This window comes from Pseudomonas migulae NBRC 103157 (assembly GCF_002091715.1).
GTDB lineage: Bacteria > Pseudomonadota > Gammaproteobacteria > Pseudomonadales > Pseudomonadaceae > Aquipseudomonas > Aquipseudomonas migulae_A.
Genome location: NZ_BDAG01000042.1, coordinates 1 through 14,583 on the forward strand (window position 1 = coordinate 1; position 14,583 = coordinate 14,583).

Sequence of the window (14,583 nt, forward strand, 5' to 3'; positions counted from 1 at the left end):
AGCTTGCTAGCGATGGACGTTAACGATTACGCGTGCGGTCTGAATGAACGCGGTGTCTGGACGTCCATCGCTAGCAAGCCAGCTCCTACAGGGGAACGCAAACGCCTCAAATGACAGGTCGGCCCGCAGGCCGCCTCGTGGTGCTGTGGCGGTAGTCGCCCCCCTCGAGACACCGAACGAAGGGGCAAAAGCGTTTGGTTACTTGGCACTGTTCCAAGTAACCCGCCGTCAGGGCGGAACCAATACCCGCCATCACCCAAACAATGGATATCCCCCCAAGCGGGAAACCAACGCCCTGCAATTACTGACCAGATCAAGCGGGACACCGATATTGGCCATTTCGATCCCCTTTTGGCCGACATCACTCTATGAACTGTCCAGTTCGTCAGCAAGAATCGAAGCAGCGCTGCTGTTCCAGCACGCTCGCAACACCACAACGAGAAACCTGTTTTCCTTGCCCTTGGCAATTTTCAAGTCCTGCCGTGTACAGAACATAAAAACCAACGAGCGACACACTTGGGGAATTCATTCATGGTCACGATGAAACGCATACTGGGCGCCACCGTGTGTGGGCTGACGCTGCTGGCCAGCGCCGTGCACGCCGAACAGCGGGAACTGCGGGTGTACAACTGGGCGGATTACATCCTGCCGTCCGTGCCCAAGGACTTCGCCGAGAAAAGCGGCATCAAAGTGACCTGGGATACCTTTGACACCAACGAGTCGCTGGAAGCCAAGTTGCTCACCGGCAACTCGGGCTATGACCTGGTGGTGCCGTCGAACCAATTCATCGAAACCCAGATCAAGGCGGGTGTGTTCCAGAAACTCGACAAATCCAAACTGCCGAACTGGAAGCATCAGGACCCGGCACTGCTCGCGTTGCTGGACAAGAACGACCCCGGCAATCAGTACGGTGTGCCTTACATGTACGGCACCGTGCTGATCGGCTTCAACCCGGCCAAGGTCAAGGCCGCGCTGGGCGAGAATGCGCCGGTGGACAGTTGGGATCTGGTGTTCAAGCCGGAGAACATGGCGAAGCTCAAATCCTGCGGCGTGGCCATGCTCGACTCGCCTTCGGAAATCCTGCCGCTGGCGTTGCACTACCTGGGATTGGACCCTAACAGCCAGAACCCGGACGACTACGAAAAAGCCAAGGCGTTGATGCTGAAGATTCGCCCTTACGTCACCTACTTCAACTCCGCCAAGTACATGACCGACATCGCCAACGGCGATATCTGCGTCGCCATCGGCTATTCCGGCAGCTTCTATCAGTTCGGCAATCGCGCCAAGGAGGCGGGCAACGGGGTGGTGGTCGATTGGCGTTTGCCGAAGGAGGGCGCGCCGATCTGGTTTGACACCTTCGCCATTCCAAAAAGCGCGAAGAACGTCGAAGAGGCCCACGAGTTTCTCAACACCTTGCTGGACCCGACAGTCATCGCCCCGATCAGTGACTTCCTCGGCTACCCCAACGCCAACAAGGATTCGATTGCGCTGATCAACAAAGAGATCACCGACAACCCGAACCTGACGCCGACCAGCGAAGCGTTGAAAACGCTCTATGTGGTGCAACCGCTACCGCAAAAACTTGAACGGGTTCGCACGCGGGTCTGGACCAGCATCAAGTCCGGCGAGTAACACTCAGGGGCGAGCTATGCATTCCCCTGTAGGAGCCGGCTTGCTGGCGATAGCGGTGGGTCAGCCAACATCAATGCTGATTGCCCCACCGCCATCGCCAGCAAGCCGGCTCCTACAGGTTTCGGCGTCAGGCCACCGAGCTTTCGGTTTGTTCAGATCCGCGCCAGCGCCTGAGCCAGGTCCGCACGCAAATCCTCGACATCCTCAACCCCCACCGACAATCGCACCAACCCGTCACCGATCCCCAGTTGTGCGCGGGTGTCGGCGGGGATAGTGGCGTGGGTCATGATCGCCGGGTGCTCGATCAGGCTTTCCACGCCGCCCAGGCTCTCGGCCAGGGCGAAGATGCGCACGTTCTCGAGGAAGCGCGTGGCGCCGGCCAGATCACTTTTCAGATCGACAGAAATCATCCCGCCGAAACCGCGCATCTGCCGCTTCGCCAATTCATGTTGGGGGTGTGACGGCAGGCCCGGATAGTAGACGCGCGCTACCTGCGGCTGACGTTCCAGCCATTGCGCCAGTTCCAGCGCGTTGCTGCAGTGACGTTCCATGCGCAGTGCCAGGGTCTTCACGCCGCGCAGGGTCAGGAAGGCGTCGAACGGTCCGGCGATCGCGCCCACTGAGTTCTGCAAAAAACCCAGGCGTTCCGCCAGTTCAGGGTTCTGGCCAACCACGGCGATACCGCCGATCACGTCGGAGTGGCCGTTGAGGTATTTGGTGGTCGAGTGCAGCACGATGTCGAAACCCAGCTCCAGCGGCCTCTGGATCCACGGGCTGGCAAAGGTGTTGTCGGCCACGCAAATGATGCCGCGTGCGCGGCAGATGCGTGCGACGGCGGCCAGGTCCGTGAGGCTCAGCAGCGGGTTGCTCGGCGTCTCGACCCAGACCATCCGCGTGTCGTCCTGCAAGGAGGCTTCGAAGGCTGTCAGGTCAGTCAGGTCGACGAAATTGAAGCGATGCCCGGCGCTGCGTTTGCGCACCTTGTCGAACAGCCGGAAGGTGCCGCCATACAGGTCATTGCCGGAGACAATGTGCGAGCCAGCGTCGAGCAGTTCCAGCACAGTGGAGATCGCCGCCAGCCCGGAGGCGAACGCGAAGGCCCGGGTGCCGCTTTCAAGGTCGGCGACGCAACGTTCCAGGGCAAAGCGCGTCGGGTTATGCGAACGGCCGTAGTCGAAGCCCTTGTGCACGCCGGGGCTCTGTTGCAGGTAGGTGGAGTTGGCATAAATCGGCGGCATCAACGCGCCGGTGGTCGGGTCCGGCGTCTGCCCGGCGTGGATCACCCGAGTGGCGAAGGCGCGCGGCGCGGCGTTTTCATCGTGTTGACTCATGCAAGGGATCTCCGCAAATGATTGAGCAGGTCGACGCGGGTAATCAGGCCGTGGAAGCCCGATGCGTCGGCGATGATCGCCACCAGCCCGCGATCGAGTTCTGTCTGCAGCTGGGCCATGCTGGCGCTGGCGGGCAGTGTTTCCACTTTGTCGGTCATTGCGCTGGCCACGGTCAAGCGGAAGTGTGAAGGGTCTTCCTGCATGCCCAGCAGAATGTCGGATTCGTCGATCACGCCGACCAGTTTCTTTCCGTCCACCAGCACCGGCAATTGGGACACATCCGCCAGGCGCATGCGCTGGAATGCCGTGAGCAAAGTGTCGTCCGGGCCGACGCTGATCACCCGGCCATCCTCGAAGCGGCGTGCGATCACGTCGCGCAGATCGCCATAGGGTTTGCGTGCGAGCAACCCTTGATCGTTCATCCATTGGTCGTTGTAGACCTTCGACAAGTAGCGCGTGCCGGTGTCGCAGACGAAACTGACCACGCGCTTCGGCTCGGTTTGCTCGCGGCAATAACGCAGCGCCGCCGCCAGCAAGGTGCCGGTCGAAGAGCCGCCGAGAATGCCTTCGGCGCGCAACAGCTGGCGGGCGTGATCGAAGCTTTCCTCGTCGCTGATCGAGTAGGCATGGCCCACGCTGGACAGGTCGGCAATCGACGGAATGAAGTCTTCACCGATGCCTTCCACCGCCCACGAACCGGGTGTGATCATGGTGCCGCTGCGGCTGTATTCGGCCATCACCGAACCGACCGGATCGGCCAGTACCATCGTCAGGTTCGGCTGTACGCGCTTGAAGAAACGGGTCAACCCGGTCAGCGTGCCGGCCGAACCGACACCGACAACGATGGCATCCACGTCATGCTGGGTCTGCGCCCAGATCTCCGGCGCAGTACTGCACTCATGGGCGAGCGGGTTGGCCGGGTTGTTGAATTGGTCCGCGAAGAATGCGTCGGGAATGTCCAGCGCCAGCCGCGCCGCAACGTCCTGGTAATAATCGGGATGGCCCTTGCCGACGTCGGAGCGGGTGATGTGCACTTCGGCGCCCATGGCCTTGAGGTGGAGGACTTTCTCGGTGGACATCTTGTCCGGCACCACCAACACCACCCGATAACCCTTGGCGCGGCCGACCAGCGCCAGGCCGAGCCCGGTGTTGCCGGCGGTGGCTTCGACGATGGTGCCGCCGGGCTTGAGCCGACCGTCGCGCTCGGCGGCGTCAATCATCGCCAGGCCGATGCGGTCCTTGATCGAGCCGCCGGGGTTCTGCGATTCGAGCTTGAGAAACAGGGTGCACGGGCCGGTATCAAAACGGCTGACGCGCACTAGCGGTGTGTTGCCAATCAGTTCAAGCACGGCAGGGCGGGAATCGTTCGGCATGTTGTCACCTCTTCGCGGGTATTCGCACTGAAGGACGGCAACCGGCGGCACGTCCTCGCGCGCCCGTCGCCAACAATGCATCGCTTGGACCATAGGCCGCGATTGGCTCACTCGCAACCTCGTGCGGCCAGCCGGTCACGTCGCGGCTGGAGAGATTGCGCAAGTCGACAATACTGAGTCGACGATTATTGCGCAGGAGCGAGCACCATGAAGCAGGAAAGCAGCGCGGGCGAATCGGCCTCTGCGCTGATCGACACACGAATCAAGGAGTTGGGTGACTGGCGGGGCGAGACGCTCGCGCGCGTCCGGGCGATCATCAAACAGGCAGACCCCGGCGTGGTCGAGGAATGGAAGTGGCGAGGCGTGCCGGTGTGGTCGCATGCCGGGATCATTTGCACCGGCGAAACCTACAAAGCGGTGGTGAAAATGACCTTCGCCAAAGGCGCTTCGCTGGAAGACCCTGCAGGCCTGTTCAACGCCAGCCTTGAGGGCAACACCCGACGGGCCATTGATGTGCATGAGGGCGAAGCGATTGACGAGAAGGCGCTGCAGGCGCTCATTCGTGCGGCGGTGGTGCTCAACACACAGTCGCCGTAACGCAACCAGTAGCAGCGTCGGGCCTGCAATGTGGGGCGGGGGACTTTTTGTATCCCTGCGTATCTGCCGCGCCCACAGCTATCTTCGCTTACAAATCCATGCCATCCGCGACACGTACGGGATACACGGCGGCGGCCTAATGAGGGCACCACAACGGTATAACCGGAGAAACGCCATGTTCCGCATCAATGCTCGTCACACCGTCAAAATGCTCGGTGTCGCTGTTGTCACCACTGCCGCGCTCGCCGCGTTCTCCGGCGTGTCTCAGGCCGAAGAAGTGAAGGCCCCAGCAAAAAGCTGGCAGACAGGGATTCATCGCACCGATCTGCTGAAAAAGGATCTCGACATCGACGGTCGCGAAGTGATCCAGGTGCGGGTTGATATCGATCCGGGTGTCTCGTCGCCCAACCACTCCCATCCCGGTGTGGAAGTGGCTTATGTCATCGACGGCACGTTCGAATATCAACTGGAAGGGCAGCCACCGGTCACGCTGAAGGCCGGTGACTCGCTGTACATCCCGGCTGGCGTCGCGCATATAGCGAAGAACATCGGGACAAAAACCAGCTCCGAACTGGCGACGTATATCGTGAAGAAAGGCGAACCGCTGGTTGTGATCAAACAGTAAGTCAAAAGCACCGCAAATCCCCTGTAGGAGCCGGCTTGCTGGCGATGGTGTGTCAGCTGAGTCGATGTCGACTGACACACCATCATCGGAACGCCGCCCGCAGCAAGCCGGCTCCTACAGGGTTTCAACGCTTGGCGGCTAGCACGACGCCCAGCGCAGCAACGATCAGCCCCAGCGCGACCGCGAAGGTGACCCGCATTCCGTGGGCAACCGCTTCGGGCTGCGCCAGGGTGACGTCCACCGCCTGCGAGGCGAAGGCGAACACGGCGCCCAACGCGGAGGCTCCGGTGATGAGCCCGAGATTGCGCGACAGGTTGAGCATGCCCGAGACAACACCGCGCTGGTCTGGCGCAACATCCGACATGACTGTGGTGTTGTTGGCTGTCTGAAACACGGCATAGCCGAGTGTGATGACCACCATCGGCGCAACGTAGCCGCCGATGCCGACTGTCAGCGGCAACACCGACAACGTGAGGCAACCGATGGCCATCGCGATCAGCCCGGCGACCGTCATCCGTTGTGCGCCGAAACGGTCGGCGATCCGGCCGGCGGGCACACCCGTCAGCGCCGCGACACACGGCCCGACCGCGAGCACTATTCCCACCACAACCGCCTTCAACCCAAGCCCGTGGGCCAGATAAAACGGCCCGACCACCAGCGTCGCCATCATCACTGTCGCCACCAGCGTGCTCATCGTCAGGCTGGCGCTCAGCACCGGGTTGCGAAACATCGGCAGTCGAATCAACGGCGAGGCAACTCGTGTCTCGATGAACGCGAAGAGCCCGACACCGACCCCCGACGCCAGCAGCAACCCCATATTGAACAGCCCGAAATGGCCGCGACCGAGGGTCATGGCCAGCGCATACGCCGCCAACGTCAGCGCCAACACCAGCGTGCCCCACGCATCGAAACGGGCCCCCTCGGTTGCTGGCTTCTGGCGGTCGGCGGGCAGATAGAGATGCGCGAGCAGTAACGTCATCAGGCCCAAGGGCACGGTGACAACGAAGAGCGCCCGCCAGCCGAATCCGGCAATCAGCAAACCGCCGAGCGACGGTCCCATCGCGGTGCCAATCGCCGACATCGTCCCGAGCAAACCCATGGCACTCCCGGTTTTGTTCTTCGCGACCGTCTCGCCAACGAAGGCCATGGTCAGCGCCATCATGATCGCCGCGCCGAGCCCTTGCAGTGCCCGGGCGCCAATCAACATCCCCAGTGTCGGTGCACAAGCGCACAGCGCCGAGGCCACGGTGAACACACCGATGCCGCCAAGCAGCAGCCGGCGACGCCCGATCAGGTCACCGAGCCGACCGACGCTGACGATCAGGGTGGTGATCGCCAGCAGATAAGCAATGACGATCCACTGCACTTCCTGGAACGTCGCGTTGAACACCTGCGCCAGCGTCGGCAACCCCACGTTGGCGATGCTGGTGCCGAGCGACGACAGCAGCATCGACAGCGACAGGCTGATCAGCGCCCAGCGTACGGAAGGGGTCTGTGGTGCGCTGTCTACGAGGGCAATAGTCGGCTTCATTCTGTCTCTCTTGATCTGGCCACTCCCGAAGCGGAGCTATCGGAAATCTACGCCGGCGCCTAACATGGCGGAAGGCGCACGGTTTGCACTGTACTCGTGCGTTCAACGCCATCTCACTTTGCCGCGGGGCGATCCATGTCCAATCCCGATTTCAATCTGCTGGTCACCCTCGATGTGCTGCTCGCCGAGGGCAGCGTGGCGCGGGCGGCCAAACGCTTGCGGTTGAGCCCTTCAGCGATGAGTCGGGCGTTGGCAAGGTTGCGAGAAACCACAGGCGACCCGCTGCTGGTCAGGGCCGGGCGCGGGCTTGTCGCCACGCCTCGGGCGCTGGAACTGCGAGAGCGGGTCAGCCAGTTGGTGCAGGACGCCGAAGCAGTGTTGCGTCCGGCGCAGCAGCCAGACCTGAAGCAAGTGGTCCGCACGTTCACATTGCGCACCAGCGAAGGTTTTGTGGAGAACTTCGGCGCGCCGCTCATTGCACGCCTCGCCGAACAAGCCCCCGGCGTGCGTCTGCGCTTCATGCACAAACCTGACAAGGACAGCACGTCGCTGCGTGACGGGACCGTTGATCTGGAAACCGGTGTGGTGGGGAGTGCCGCCGGGCCTGAGCTGCGTACGCAGGGTTTGTTCCGCGACCGTTTTATCGGGGTGGTGCGAACGGATCACCCGCTGAACCAGGGCGAGATCACTCCGGAGCGTTTTGCGGCAGGCGGCCATATCAGCGTCTCGCGGCGTGGGCTCGACAAGGGGCCTGTCGATGAAGCGCTGGCGACGCTGCAACTGGAACGGCAAGTCGTGACCACCGTTGCCGGTTTCTCGACTGCGTTGGCGCTCGCCCGCGCCACTGACCTGATCGCTACCGTTCCTGAGCGCCACACCGAAAACCTGCGGGCGGGCATGCACAGCTTTGCGCTGCCGCTTTCCTTGCCGGAGTTCACTGTAGCGATGCTGTGGCATCCACGGCTGGATGCCGATCCGGTGCATCGCTGGCTACGAGGGTGTGTTCGTGAGGTCTGCGCGCAATAACGTCGCGGCTACGCGCAGGAAATGGCCGCGACCACGGTGTTGCGTGTCTTGATGAACGAGTTTTCCTGCAAGATCCGCACGGACGGGCCGAAGGACGCAGACGCTGATCTGGATTTGCCGATCTGGGCGGGTGTGCTGCCGATCAAGTCGGCACCGCTGCCACCGGTGCCGGAGCACGCCGGTAGGGTTGCGCCGGCGTATGTCACTGAATGGTGTTGACGGGTGACCTCAAAAAGTGAACGACCGAGACGAGTGCTGAGCCAGTTCGGCATCCAGCAGGTGTTCGGCCAGCACATCATTCAAAAAGCGGAACTGATCGTTGAGCCCGACCACTTCGTTGCTGAAGTGGTTGGCGGCGGCTGGCATCAGCAGCGCTTCGAAATTTTTGTCGAACACCAGCGACAGCACTTTGCGCGAGACGACCTGTTGCGAGTAGTAGTTGTTGCCGAACACCGGAAAGCTCACGGCGAGGGTGACGGTGTGGATCATGATGTGCGCTCCTCGGTCAGGACGTACCACGAAAAAACGGTCAGCGTGAAGGCTGTCAGGGCCAGGCAGGTCAGCAGATGGATCAACATGATTTGCCCCTCCGGTTCGGGGTTTTGTGTCGGGTTGAAGTTGATCCTACGCTGACGGTTCATGAGCGGAAGGCATTCACGGCGATGGTGAATATCGATGTGACTGATGGTCGGGTTTTGTGGTGTTCATTCAGGCCTCTTCGCGAGCAAGCCCGCTCCCACAGTGTTGTGTGGTGTAACGAAGATTCGTGAGCGACGCTGGTCCCCTGTGGGAGCGGGCTTGCTCGCGAAGAGGCCCATGAGAACACCATCAACCCCAGAGCAGGCACCCACTGCCGCCTATACTCAAATCAGGGTGCTTTAACCCCCGGATATCCTGTTCGGGGGAAGACCGTAGGACATGCGATCTTGAACCTGCGTTCGCTGATCGTCGCCGTGCTGCTGGTGTTGGCGGGATGCGTCACGCCTGCGCGTGCGCCGGCGCCAGCGCCGCCGGTGATCATTTCCCCGATCACCTGGCAGCAGGTGGATCGGGACATCGTCGCCGCGTCCCAGTCCGCTACCGAACAGGCAAGAATCTACTCGCGCGGCGCCATGGCTTACTGGCGAACCCGGGTCTATCAACTGACCGAAGAAAACTTCATCCCCTGGTTCAGTAGCTACTGGACCCAGGAATGGCTGTCGATGAAGGTCAGCTGGTACTCCCTCAGTGCCCAAGGCGAGCAGGAAGCTTCGTCCAAGCGCCTGGCAGCCTATCTGCTGGAGCAATACCAGAAGCGTGTGCTGGCGCCGGCCGCGGTAGAGATTGATCCCGAGCAGATCCTCGGTCTGGCCACGGCGTTCTACGTGGATATTCTTCAGGAAGAACTGCAAAAAATCTCCCAACGCCACGGCGTTCCAATGGCCCAGCTCAATGGCCGTATCCAGAAAATCCCGGCCATCGCCCTCGGGCCGCCGCCCGCACGGGACGCTTCGCTGTACCAGGTCGTGCACACCCAGCCGCTCAATACCCTGCCGGCGTACGCAGCGCTGATCGACAAGATTCACAAGGCCGGCGGTAGCAAGGGGGTTGATTCGACCGACACCGCCATGGCGCCCGTGGCCAAGCGCGCCAGCAAAAGGATGGAAGCCGAAATGGCCCCGCGCGGTGCCGCCAGCGCGGTGTCCGCAGCGGTGGGCAAACTCGCCGGAGGCTTGATTACGCTGGGCGTGGCGGGGATTCGCGCGCTGATCCAGGCCAACGACCGACCGGACAGTGAGGCACTGATTCGCAGCAGTCTGGGCAACACGTTCGACAAGGCCTGGATAAAAATGGTGCAGAACCCAACCACCGGTGTGATGGCGGGCACGTTGTACATGGCAGGGCAGATTGAGGGCAATCTGGCGGGGAGTGCCGAAATACCGTCGGTCAGTTCGGGCAGCGACGCTGTCGATTGGAGTCCGTCCGAACCGACTAACCCGCAGATCGCCCCATAACCCAAGGAGAACGACCATGTCCTACGTTGATGGCTTCCTCGCAGCCGTACCTACGGCCAACCGCGAAAAATTCAAAAAACACGCCGAAACCGCTGCGGCCATTTTCAAGGAAAGCGGCGCGCTGAGCCTCGCCGAATGCTGGGGGGACGACGTGCCCGACGGCAAGGTGACTTCGTTTCCGATGGCGGTGAAACTCAAGGAAGACGAAACCGTCGTGTTTTCCTGGATCGTCTGGCCGGACAAGGCGACCCGCGACGCCGGGATGGAAAAACTCATGAACGATCCGCGCATGCAGCCGGACGTCAATCCGATGCCGTTCGACGGGCAGCGTCTGGTGTTCGGTGGTTTTGAAATGATCGTGAAAGCGTGAGCCTCAACCGCAGGATCACTCCGGCGCCGGGGTGATCCTGCAACTTTTTCGATTACGGATCTCGCTGTCCGTCGGTCGCTCCCTGACGAACTCGAAACGCGGCTCACCTTCGCTATAGTGAACCAGCCAGCCCCATTCCAGCTCTGACTCATCCTGACCCGGTTGCGGTGGCGTGGCCCACCATGGCTCTTTGCTGATGATCTCTCGCATGGGGCCCTCCCGTCGATTCGGTTGGTTCAACTATAACGTGCGTGTCAGGAGGTGCCAGGCGTGAGCGACGAAACCCCGGAGCCGGTCAAACGGCTGTTTTTTGCTTTGGGTTGCCCGCCCGAGCAACGCAAGGCCATCGCCCAATGGCGCAGCGCGCTGCAATTGCGCAATGGGCGCCCGGTGCCGGCGGAAAACTTTCATCTGACATTGCTGTTTCTGGGCGCGGTGGGTGTAGCGCAGATTGCCGAGATCTGCGTGGCGGTGGCGAAAGTTCGTGTGCCGGGTGTGGCGTTGCGGGTGGCACTGGATCGGCTGGATGTCTGGCGCAGGGCGGGGGTGCTGATCCTCGCGCCGGAGCAGGCGCCGCCGGAGTTGTTGCGGCTGGTGTATGCGCTGGAGCAGGCGATGTTGCCGTTCGGCTTTGACGAGGCGTCGAAGGAATTCCGGCCGCACCTGACGTTGATGCGCGACTATCGGGCGCCGGTGCCTGAATCGGCGACGCCGCCGGAGTTTTTTCTGCGGGCAGACCGATTTGCTTTGTTCGAATCGCACAAGGGCCGCTATCGGGCGCTGGCCGAATGGCCGCTGGTTCCGGCATAAAAAAAGCGCCCGAGGAGGGCGCCAAACTCACCTTAACCGAGGAAGCCAGGTGAGGCCGTTCGTCAGAGAGGAGTGCAGCGGTGGTAAGGCGCTGCGTGAACGGAAAACGGTAAGTGGCCAGCATCTATGTTGAAGGTTATGGCCTCATCGCCAGCAAGCCGGCTCCTACAATGATCTGCGGCGCGACGCATACCCTGTAGGAGCTGGCTTGCCGGCGATGGCGATTTCGGATTCAGCGACTATTTCCCGAGCTTCACCCGCGTCCAGCCACGGGTCATCACCCGCTGAACCCCGATCGGCATGTCCGGAATCGCATACAACGTCGCCATCACGGCCAGAGGCGGATACGACCCCGGATCATTGCGGATCGCCTCATCCACCAATGGCGTCGCCGCTGCGTTGGCGTTGCTGTAGCCGATGTTGTTGGTGATCTCGGCAATGATGTCCGCACGCATCAGGAAGTTCATGAACAGGTAGGCGTTCTCGACGTTCGCCGCATCCCGCGGGATCGCGACCATGTCGTAGAAACTGCCGGCGCCTTCTTTCGGAATGCTGTAGTCGATCTTCACCTTGTCGCCCGCTTCCTGCGCGCGGGCCTTGGCTTGCAGCACGTCGCCGGAATAACCGACCGCCACGCAGATGTTGCCGTTGGCCAGGTCGGAGATGTACTTCGACGAATGGAAGTACGCCACCGACGGCCGGATCTTCATGAACAGCGCTTCCGCTTCGGCGATCTGCGCCTTGTCCTGGGAGTTCACCGGGTAGCCCAGATAGTGCAGGGCCGCGGGCAGCATCTCGGTCGGCGAATCGAGGAAACTGATGCCGCAGGCTTTCAGTTTTTCCGCGTTTTCCGGTTTGAACAGCAAATCCCAGGAGTGGGTCGGGGCGTTGGCGCCAAGCACTTCCTTGACCTTCTGCGGGTTGAAACCAATACCGATCGAGCCCCACATGTACGGGAAGGCGTGACCGTTATCCGGATCGCTGGCAGAGGCGTTTTTCAGCAGGACCGGGTTGAGGTTTTTCCAGTTCGACAGCTTCGACTTGTCCAGTTCCTGGTAGACGCCAGCCTTGATCTGCTTGGCCAAAAAGCTGTTGGACGGCACGACGATGTCGTAGCCGGATTTGCCCGCGAGCAGGCGTGCTTCAAGGGTTTCATTGCTGTCGAACACATCGTAGGTCACGCGGATGCCGGTCTCGTCTTCGAACTTCTTGACGGTGTCCGGGGCGATGTAATCCGACCAGTTGTAGACGCGCAGTACCTTGTCATTGGCCTGGGCGCCGGTGGCCATTGCGCCCATTAAGGACAGTGTCAGCAGAGTCCTGCCAAACATTTTCATCGGTACAACTCCATTCTCTTTTTATTCAAAATCACACAGCAAGAAAGCTTGCACGTTCCTTGTAGGAGCGAGCTTGCTCGCGAAAAACCTGAGGACGCCGCGTTCAATCAGACAGCCCGCGTTATCGTTGAAGTCCATCGCGAGCAAGCTCGCTCCTACAGGTGCGGGGGCGGTGTTACGCCGTCGCTTCTACCACCTGCTTTTTCGGCTGTTGCCAGGATTCGCTGGCGGTCTGGTCCATCGCTTCCTGGATCGCCCGTTTACGGGTGGCTTCGGCGCGGCGGCTGAAGTACCAGACCATGAAGGTCACGATCGAAACGGCGAGCAGAATCAGGCTGGCCACGGCGTTGATCTCAGGCTTCACCCCCAGACGCACCGCCGAGAACACTTCCATCGGCAGGGTCGTCGAACCCGGGCCGGACACGAAGCTCGCCAACACCAGATCATCCAGCGACAGGGCAAACGACATCATGCCGCCGGCCGCCAGCGACGGCGCGATCATCGGAATGGTGATCAGGAAAAACACCTTGAACGGCTTCGCCCCGAGGTCCATGGCCGCTTCTTCGATGGACAGGTCCAGCTCACGCAAACGCGCCGACACCACCACCGCCACATACGCCGCGCAGAACGTGGTGTGGGCAATCCAGATGGTGACGATGCCACGCTCCATCGGCCAGCCGATCAGCTGCGCCATGGCCACGAACAGCAGCAACAGCGACAGCCCGGTGATCACTTCCGGCATCACCAACGGCGCGGTCACCAAACCACCAAACAGCGTACGACCCTTGAAACGCGTCACGCGAGTCAGCACAAACGCCGCGAGTGTCCCCAGCGCCACCGCCGCAATCGCGGTGTAGCAGGCGATTTCCAGCGAGCGCACCACCGAGCCCATCAGTTGCGTGTTATCGAGCAACCCGGCGTACCACTTGAACGACCAGCCACCCCAAACGGTGACCAGCTTGGAAGCGTTGAACGAGTAGATCACCAGAATCAGCATCGGCAAGTAGATAAACGACAGGCCGAATACCAGCATGAACTTTGAAAATCCGAAGCGTTTCATCCCCGTGCCTCCATCTCTTTGGCCTGGCTGCGGTTGAACAGCAGAATCGGCACAATCAGGATCAACAGCATCACCACCGCCAGGGCAGATGCCACCGGCCAGTCGCGGTTGTTGAAGAACTCTTGCCACAGCACACGGCCAATCATCAGGGTTTCCGGGCCGCCCAGCAGTTCCGGAATCACGAACTCACCGACCACCGGAATGAACACCAGCATGCAACCGGCGATGATCCCGTTCTTGGCCAGCGGCACGGTGATTTTCCAGAAGTTGTTGAAGTTGCTCGAACCCAGGTCCGAACCCGCTTCCAGCAAGCTTTGATCGTGCTTGACCAGGTTGGCGTACAACGGCAACACCATGAACGGCAGGTAGGCATAAACCACGCCGATGTACACGGCTGTGTTGGTGTTGAGGATCTCGATCGGGTGATCGGTCAGCCCGGTCCACATCAAAAACGCGTTGAGCAAACCGTTGTTGCTGAGGATGCCCATCCACGCATAAACGCGGATCAGGATCGCGGTCCAGGTCGGCATCATGATCAACAGCAGCAAGACGTTTTGCGCTTCCTTGCTCGCTTTGGTGATCGCGTAGGCCATCGGGAAGCCGATCACCAGGCACATCAGCGTGCTGAAAAACGCGACCTTCAACGAGCCGAAGTAGGCCGAGATGTACAGCTCATCCTCGGTCAGCAGCAGGTAGTTGCCGACATTCAGGAACAGCTGGAATTTCTGTTCGGCGAAGGTATAGATCTCGGAGTAAGGAGGAATGGCCAGCGCCGCTTCCGAGAAGCTGATCTTCATCACCAGGAAGAACGGCAACAGGAAAAACAGGCACAGCCACAGGAATGGAATCCCGATGACGAGCTTTCGACCACTCGGCATCAGCCGCATGAACTGCTGA

16 protein-coding genes are annotated in these 14,583 nt (G+C 61.1%); 8 read left to right on the forward strand and 8 right to left on the reverse strand.

Annotated features, from left to right (window positions below; all coding sequences use genetic code 11):
* The first annotated feature begins 531 nt into the window (after window positions 1-531).
* On the forward strand, window positions 532-1,632 hold the full coding sequence (locus PMI01S_RS25225) for a polyamine ABC transporter substrate-binding protein (RefSeq protein ID WP_084322833.1): 1,101 nt from the start codon (window positions 532-534) through the stop codon (window positions 1,630-1,632).
* 152 nt (window positions 1,633-1,784) lie between these two features.
* Here the strand turns inward: PMI01S_RS25225 and PMI01S_RS25230 are convergent, their stop codons facing one another.
* A complete protein-coding gene (locus PMI01S_RS25230) occupies window positions 1,785-2,963 on the reverse strand; it encodes a cystathionine gamma-synthase (RefSeq protein ID WP_084322834.1) in 1,179 nt (392 codons plus the stop codon).
* A complete protein-coding gene (locus tag PMI01S_RS25235) occupies window positions 2,960-4,336 on the reverse strand; it encodes a pyridoxal-phosphate dependent enzyme (RefSeq protein WP_084322835.1) in 1,377 nt (458 codons plus the stop codon). Before PMI01S_RS25235 ends, PMI01S_RS25230 begins: the two co-directional genes overlap by 4 nt.
* A gap of 207 nt (window positions 4,337-4,543) precedes the next feature.
* Between PMI01S_RS25235 and PMI01S_RS25240 the strand changes: the two genes are divergently transcribed.
* Together PMI01S_RS25240 and PMI01S_RS25245 are read left to right on the forward strand one after the other, a co-directional pair.
* Window positions 4,544-4,933, forward strand: coding sequence for a DUF1801 domain-containing protein (locus PMI01S_RS25240; RefSeq protein WP_084322836.1), 390 nt, complete (start codon window positions 4,544-4,546; stop codon window positions 4,931-4,933).
* Between the two features lie 175 nt (window positions 4,934-5,108).
* Window positions 5,109-5,558 (forward strand): cupin domain-containing protein, encoded by a 450-nt coding sequence (locus PMI01S_RS25245; protein WP_084322837.1) that lies wholly within the window; start codon window positions 5,109-5,111, stop codon window positions 5,556-5,558.
* Window positions 5,559-5,682: 124 nt separating this feature from the next.
* Here PMI01S_RS25245 and PMI01S_RS25250 read toward each other — a convergent pair whose 3' ends face one another.
* On the reverse strand, window positions 5,683-7,089 hold the full coding sequence (locus PMI01S_RS25250) for an MFS transporter (protein WP_084322838.1): 1,407 nt from the start codon (window positions 7,087-7,089) through the stop codon (window positions 5,683-5,685).
* Between the two features lie 135 nt (window positions 7,090-7,224).
* Here PMI01S_RS25250 and PMI01S_RS25255 point away from each other — a divergent pair, with 135 nt between their 5' ends.
* Window positions 7,225-8,115, forward strand: a complete 891-nt coding sequence (locus PMI01S_RS25255; RefSeq protein WP_084322839.1) for a LysR family transcriptional regulator — start codon at window positions 7,225-7,227, stop codon at window positions 8,113-8,115.
* A 21-nt stretch (window positions 8,116-8,136) separates the two neighbouring features.
* Window positions 8,137-8,334 carry a hypothetical protein gene (locus tag PMI01S_RS25260; protein ID WP_084322840.1) on the forward strand — a complete coding sequence of 66 codons (198 nt, stop codon included), beginning with the start codon at window positions 8,137-8,139 and terminating at the stop codon, window positions 8,332-8,334.
* Window positions 8,335-8,343: 9 nt separating this feature from the next.
* Here the strand turns inward: PMI01S_RS25260 and PMI01S_RS25265 are convergent, their stop codons facing one another.
* On the reverse strand, window positions 8,344-8,604 hold the full coding sequence (locus PMI01S_RS25265; protein WP_084322841.1) for a hypothetical protein: 261 nt from the start codon (window positions 8,602-8,604) through the stop codon (window positions 8,344-8,346).
* 437 nt (window positions 8,605-9,041) lie between these two features.
* Here PMI01S_RS25265 and PMI01S_RS25270 point away from each other — a divergent pair, with 437 nt between their 5' ends.
* On the forward strand, window positions 9,042-10,109 hold the full coding sequence (locus PMI01S_RS25270; protein WP_084322842.1) for a hypothetical protein: 1,068 nt from the start codon (window positions 9,042-9,044) through the stop codon (window positions 10,107-10,109).
* Window positions 10,110-10,125: 16 nt separating this feature from the next.
* Complete coding sequence (locus tag PMI01S_RS25275) at window positions 10,126-10,479, forward strand: DUF1428 domain-containing protein (RefSeq protein WP_084322843.1); 354 nt, start codon at window positions 10,126-10,128, stop codon at window positions 10,477-10,479.
* Between the two features lie 15 nt (window positions 10,480-10,494).
* Here PMI01S_RS25275 and PMI01S_RS25280 read toward each other — a convergent pair whose 3' ends face one another.
* Entirely contained in the window at window positions 10,495-10,689 is a 195-nt protein-coding gene (locus PMI01S_RS25280) for a hypothetical protein (protein ID WP_084322844.1), read from the reverse strand.
* A 60-nt stretch (window positions 10,690-10,749) separates the two neighbouring features.
* Here PMI01S_RS25280 and thpR point away from each other — a divergent pair, with 60 nt between their 5' ends.
* Window positions 10,750-11,289, forward strand: a complete 540-nt coding sequence (gene thpR, locus PMI01S_RS25285; RefSeq protein WP_084322845.1) for an RNA 2',3'-cyclic phosphodiesterase — start codon at window positions 10,750-10,752, stop codon at window positions 11,287-11,289.
* Window positions 11,290-11,528: 239 nt separating this feature from the next.
* Here thpR and PMI01S_RS25290 read toward each other — a convergent pair whose 3' ends face one another.
* The 3 genes from PMI01S_RS25290 to PMI01S_RS25300 all read right to left on the reverse strand — a co-directional run bounded on the left by PMI01S_RS25290 (window position 11,529) and on the right by PMI01S_RS25300 (window position 14,564).
* Complete coding sequence (locus PMI01S_RS25290) at window positions 11,529-12,626, reverse strand: polyamine ABC transporter substrate-binding protein (RefSeq protein WP_084322846.1); 1,098 nt, start codon at window positions 12,624-12,626, stop codon at window positions 11,529-11,531.
* A 175-nt stretch (window positions 12,627-12,801) separates the two neighbouring features.
* Complete coding sequence (locus tag PMI01S_RS25295) at window positions 12,802-13,686, reverse strand: ABC transporter permease subunit (RefSeq protein WP_084322847.1); 885 nt, start codon at window positions 13,684-13,686, stop codon at window positions 12,802-12,804.
* Window positions 13,683-14,564: an ABC transporter permease subunit gene (locus PMI01S_RS25300; RefSeq protein ID WP_162491080.1), complete on the reverse strand. Its 882-nt coding sequence runs from the start codon at window positions 14,562-14,564 to the stop codon at window positions 13,683-13,685. Before PMI01S_RS25300 ends, PMI01S_RS25295 begins: the two co-directional genes overlap by 4 nt.
* Between the last annotated feature and the right edge of the window lie 19 nt (window positions 14,565-14,583).

Coding starts and splice junctions, on each gene's coding strand:
- PMI01S_RS25255 (WP_084322839.1), top strand. CDS start 7,225: ATGTCCAATCCCGATTTCAATCTGCTGGTCACCCTCGATGTGCTGCTC.
- PMI01S_RS25225 (WP_084322833.1), top strand. CDS start 532: ATGGTCACGATGAAACGCATACTGGGCGCCACCGTGTGTGGGCTGACG.
- PMI01S_RS25295 (WP_084322847.1), bottom strand. CDS start 13,686: ATGAAACGCTTCGGATTTTCAAAGTTCATGCTGGTATTCGGCCTGTCG.
- PMI01S_RS25275 (WP_084322843.1), top strand. CDS start 10,126: ATGTCCTACGTTGATGGCTTCCTCGCAGCCGTACCTACGGCCAACCGC.
- PMI01S_RS25280 (WP_084322844.1), bottom strand. CDS start 10,689: ATGCGAGAGATCATCAGCAAAGAGCCATGGTGGGCCACGCCACCGCAA.
- PMI01S_RS25230 (WP_084322834.1), bottom strand. CDS start 2,963: ATGAGTCAACACGATGAAAACGCCGCGCCGCGCGCCTTCGCCACTCGG.
- PMI01S_RS25245 (WP_084322837.1), top strand. CDS start 5,109: ATGTTCCGCATCAATGCTCGTCACACCGTCAAAATGCTCGGTGTCGCT.
- PMI01S_RS25260 (WP_084322840.1), top strand. CDS start 8,137: ATGGCCGCGACCACGGTGTTGCGTGTCTTGATGAACGAGTTTTCCTGC.
- PMI01S_RS25265 (WP_084322841.1), bottom strand. CDS start 8,604: ATGATCCACACCGTCACCCTCGCCGTGAGCTTTCCGGTGTTCGGCAAC.
- PMI01S_RS25290 (WP_084322846.1), bottom strand. CDS start 12,626: ATGAAAATGTTTGGCAGGACTCTGCTGACACTGTCCTTAATGGGCGCA.
- PMI01S_RS25235 (WP_084322835.1), bottom strand. CDS start 4,336: ATGCCGAACGATTCCCGCCCTGCCGTGCTTGAACTGATTGGCAACACA.
- PMI01S_RS25250 (WP_084322838.1), bottom strand. CDS start 7,089: ATGAAGCCGACTATTGCCCTCGTAGACAGCGCACCACAGACCCCTTCC.
- PMI01S_RS25240 (WP_084322836.1), top strand. CDS start 4,544: ATGAAGCAGGAAAGCAGCGCGGGCGAATCGGCCTCTGCGCTGATCGAC.
- PMI01S_RS25300 (WP_162491080.1), bottom strand. CDS start 14,564: ATGCCGAGTGGTCGAAAGCTCGTCATCGGGATTCCATTCCTGTGGCTG.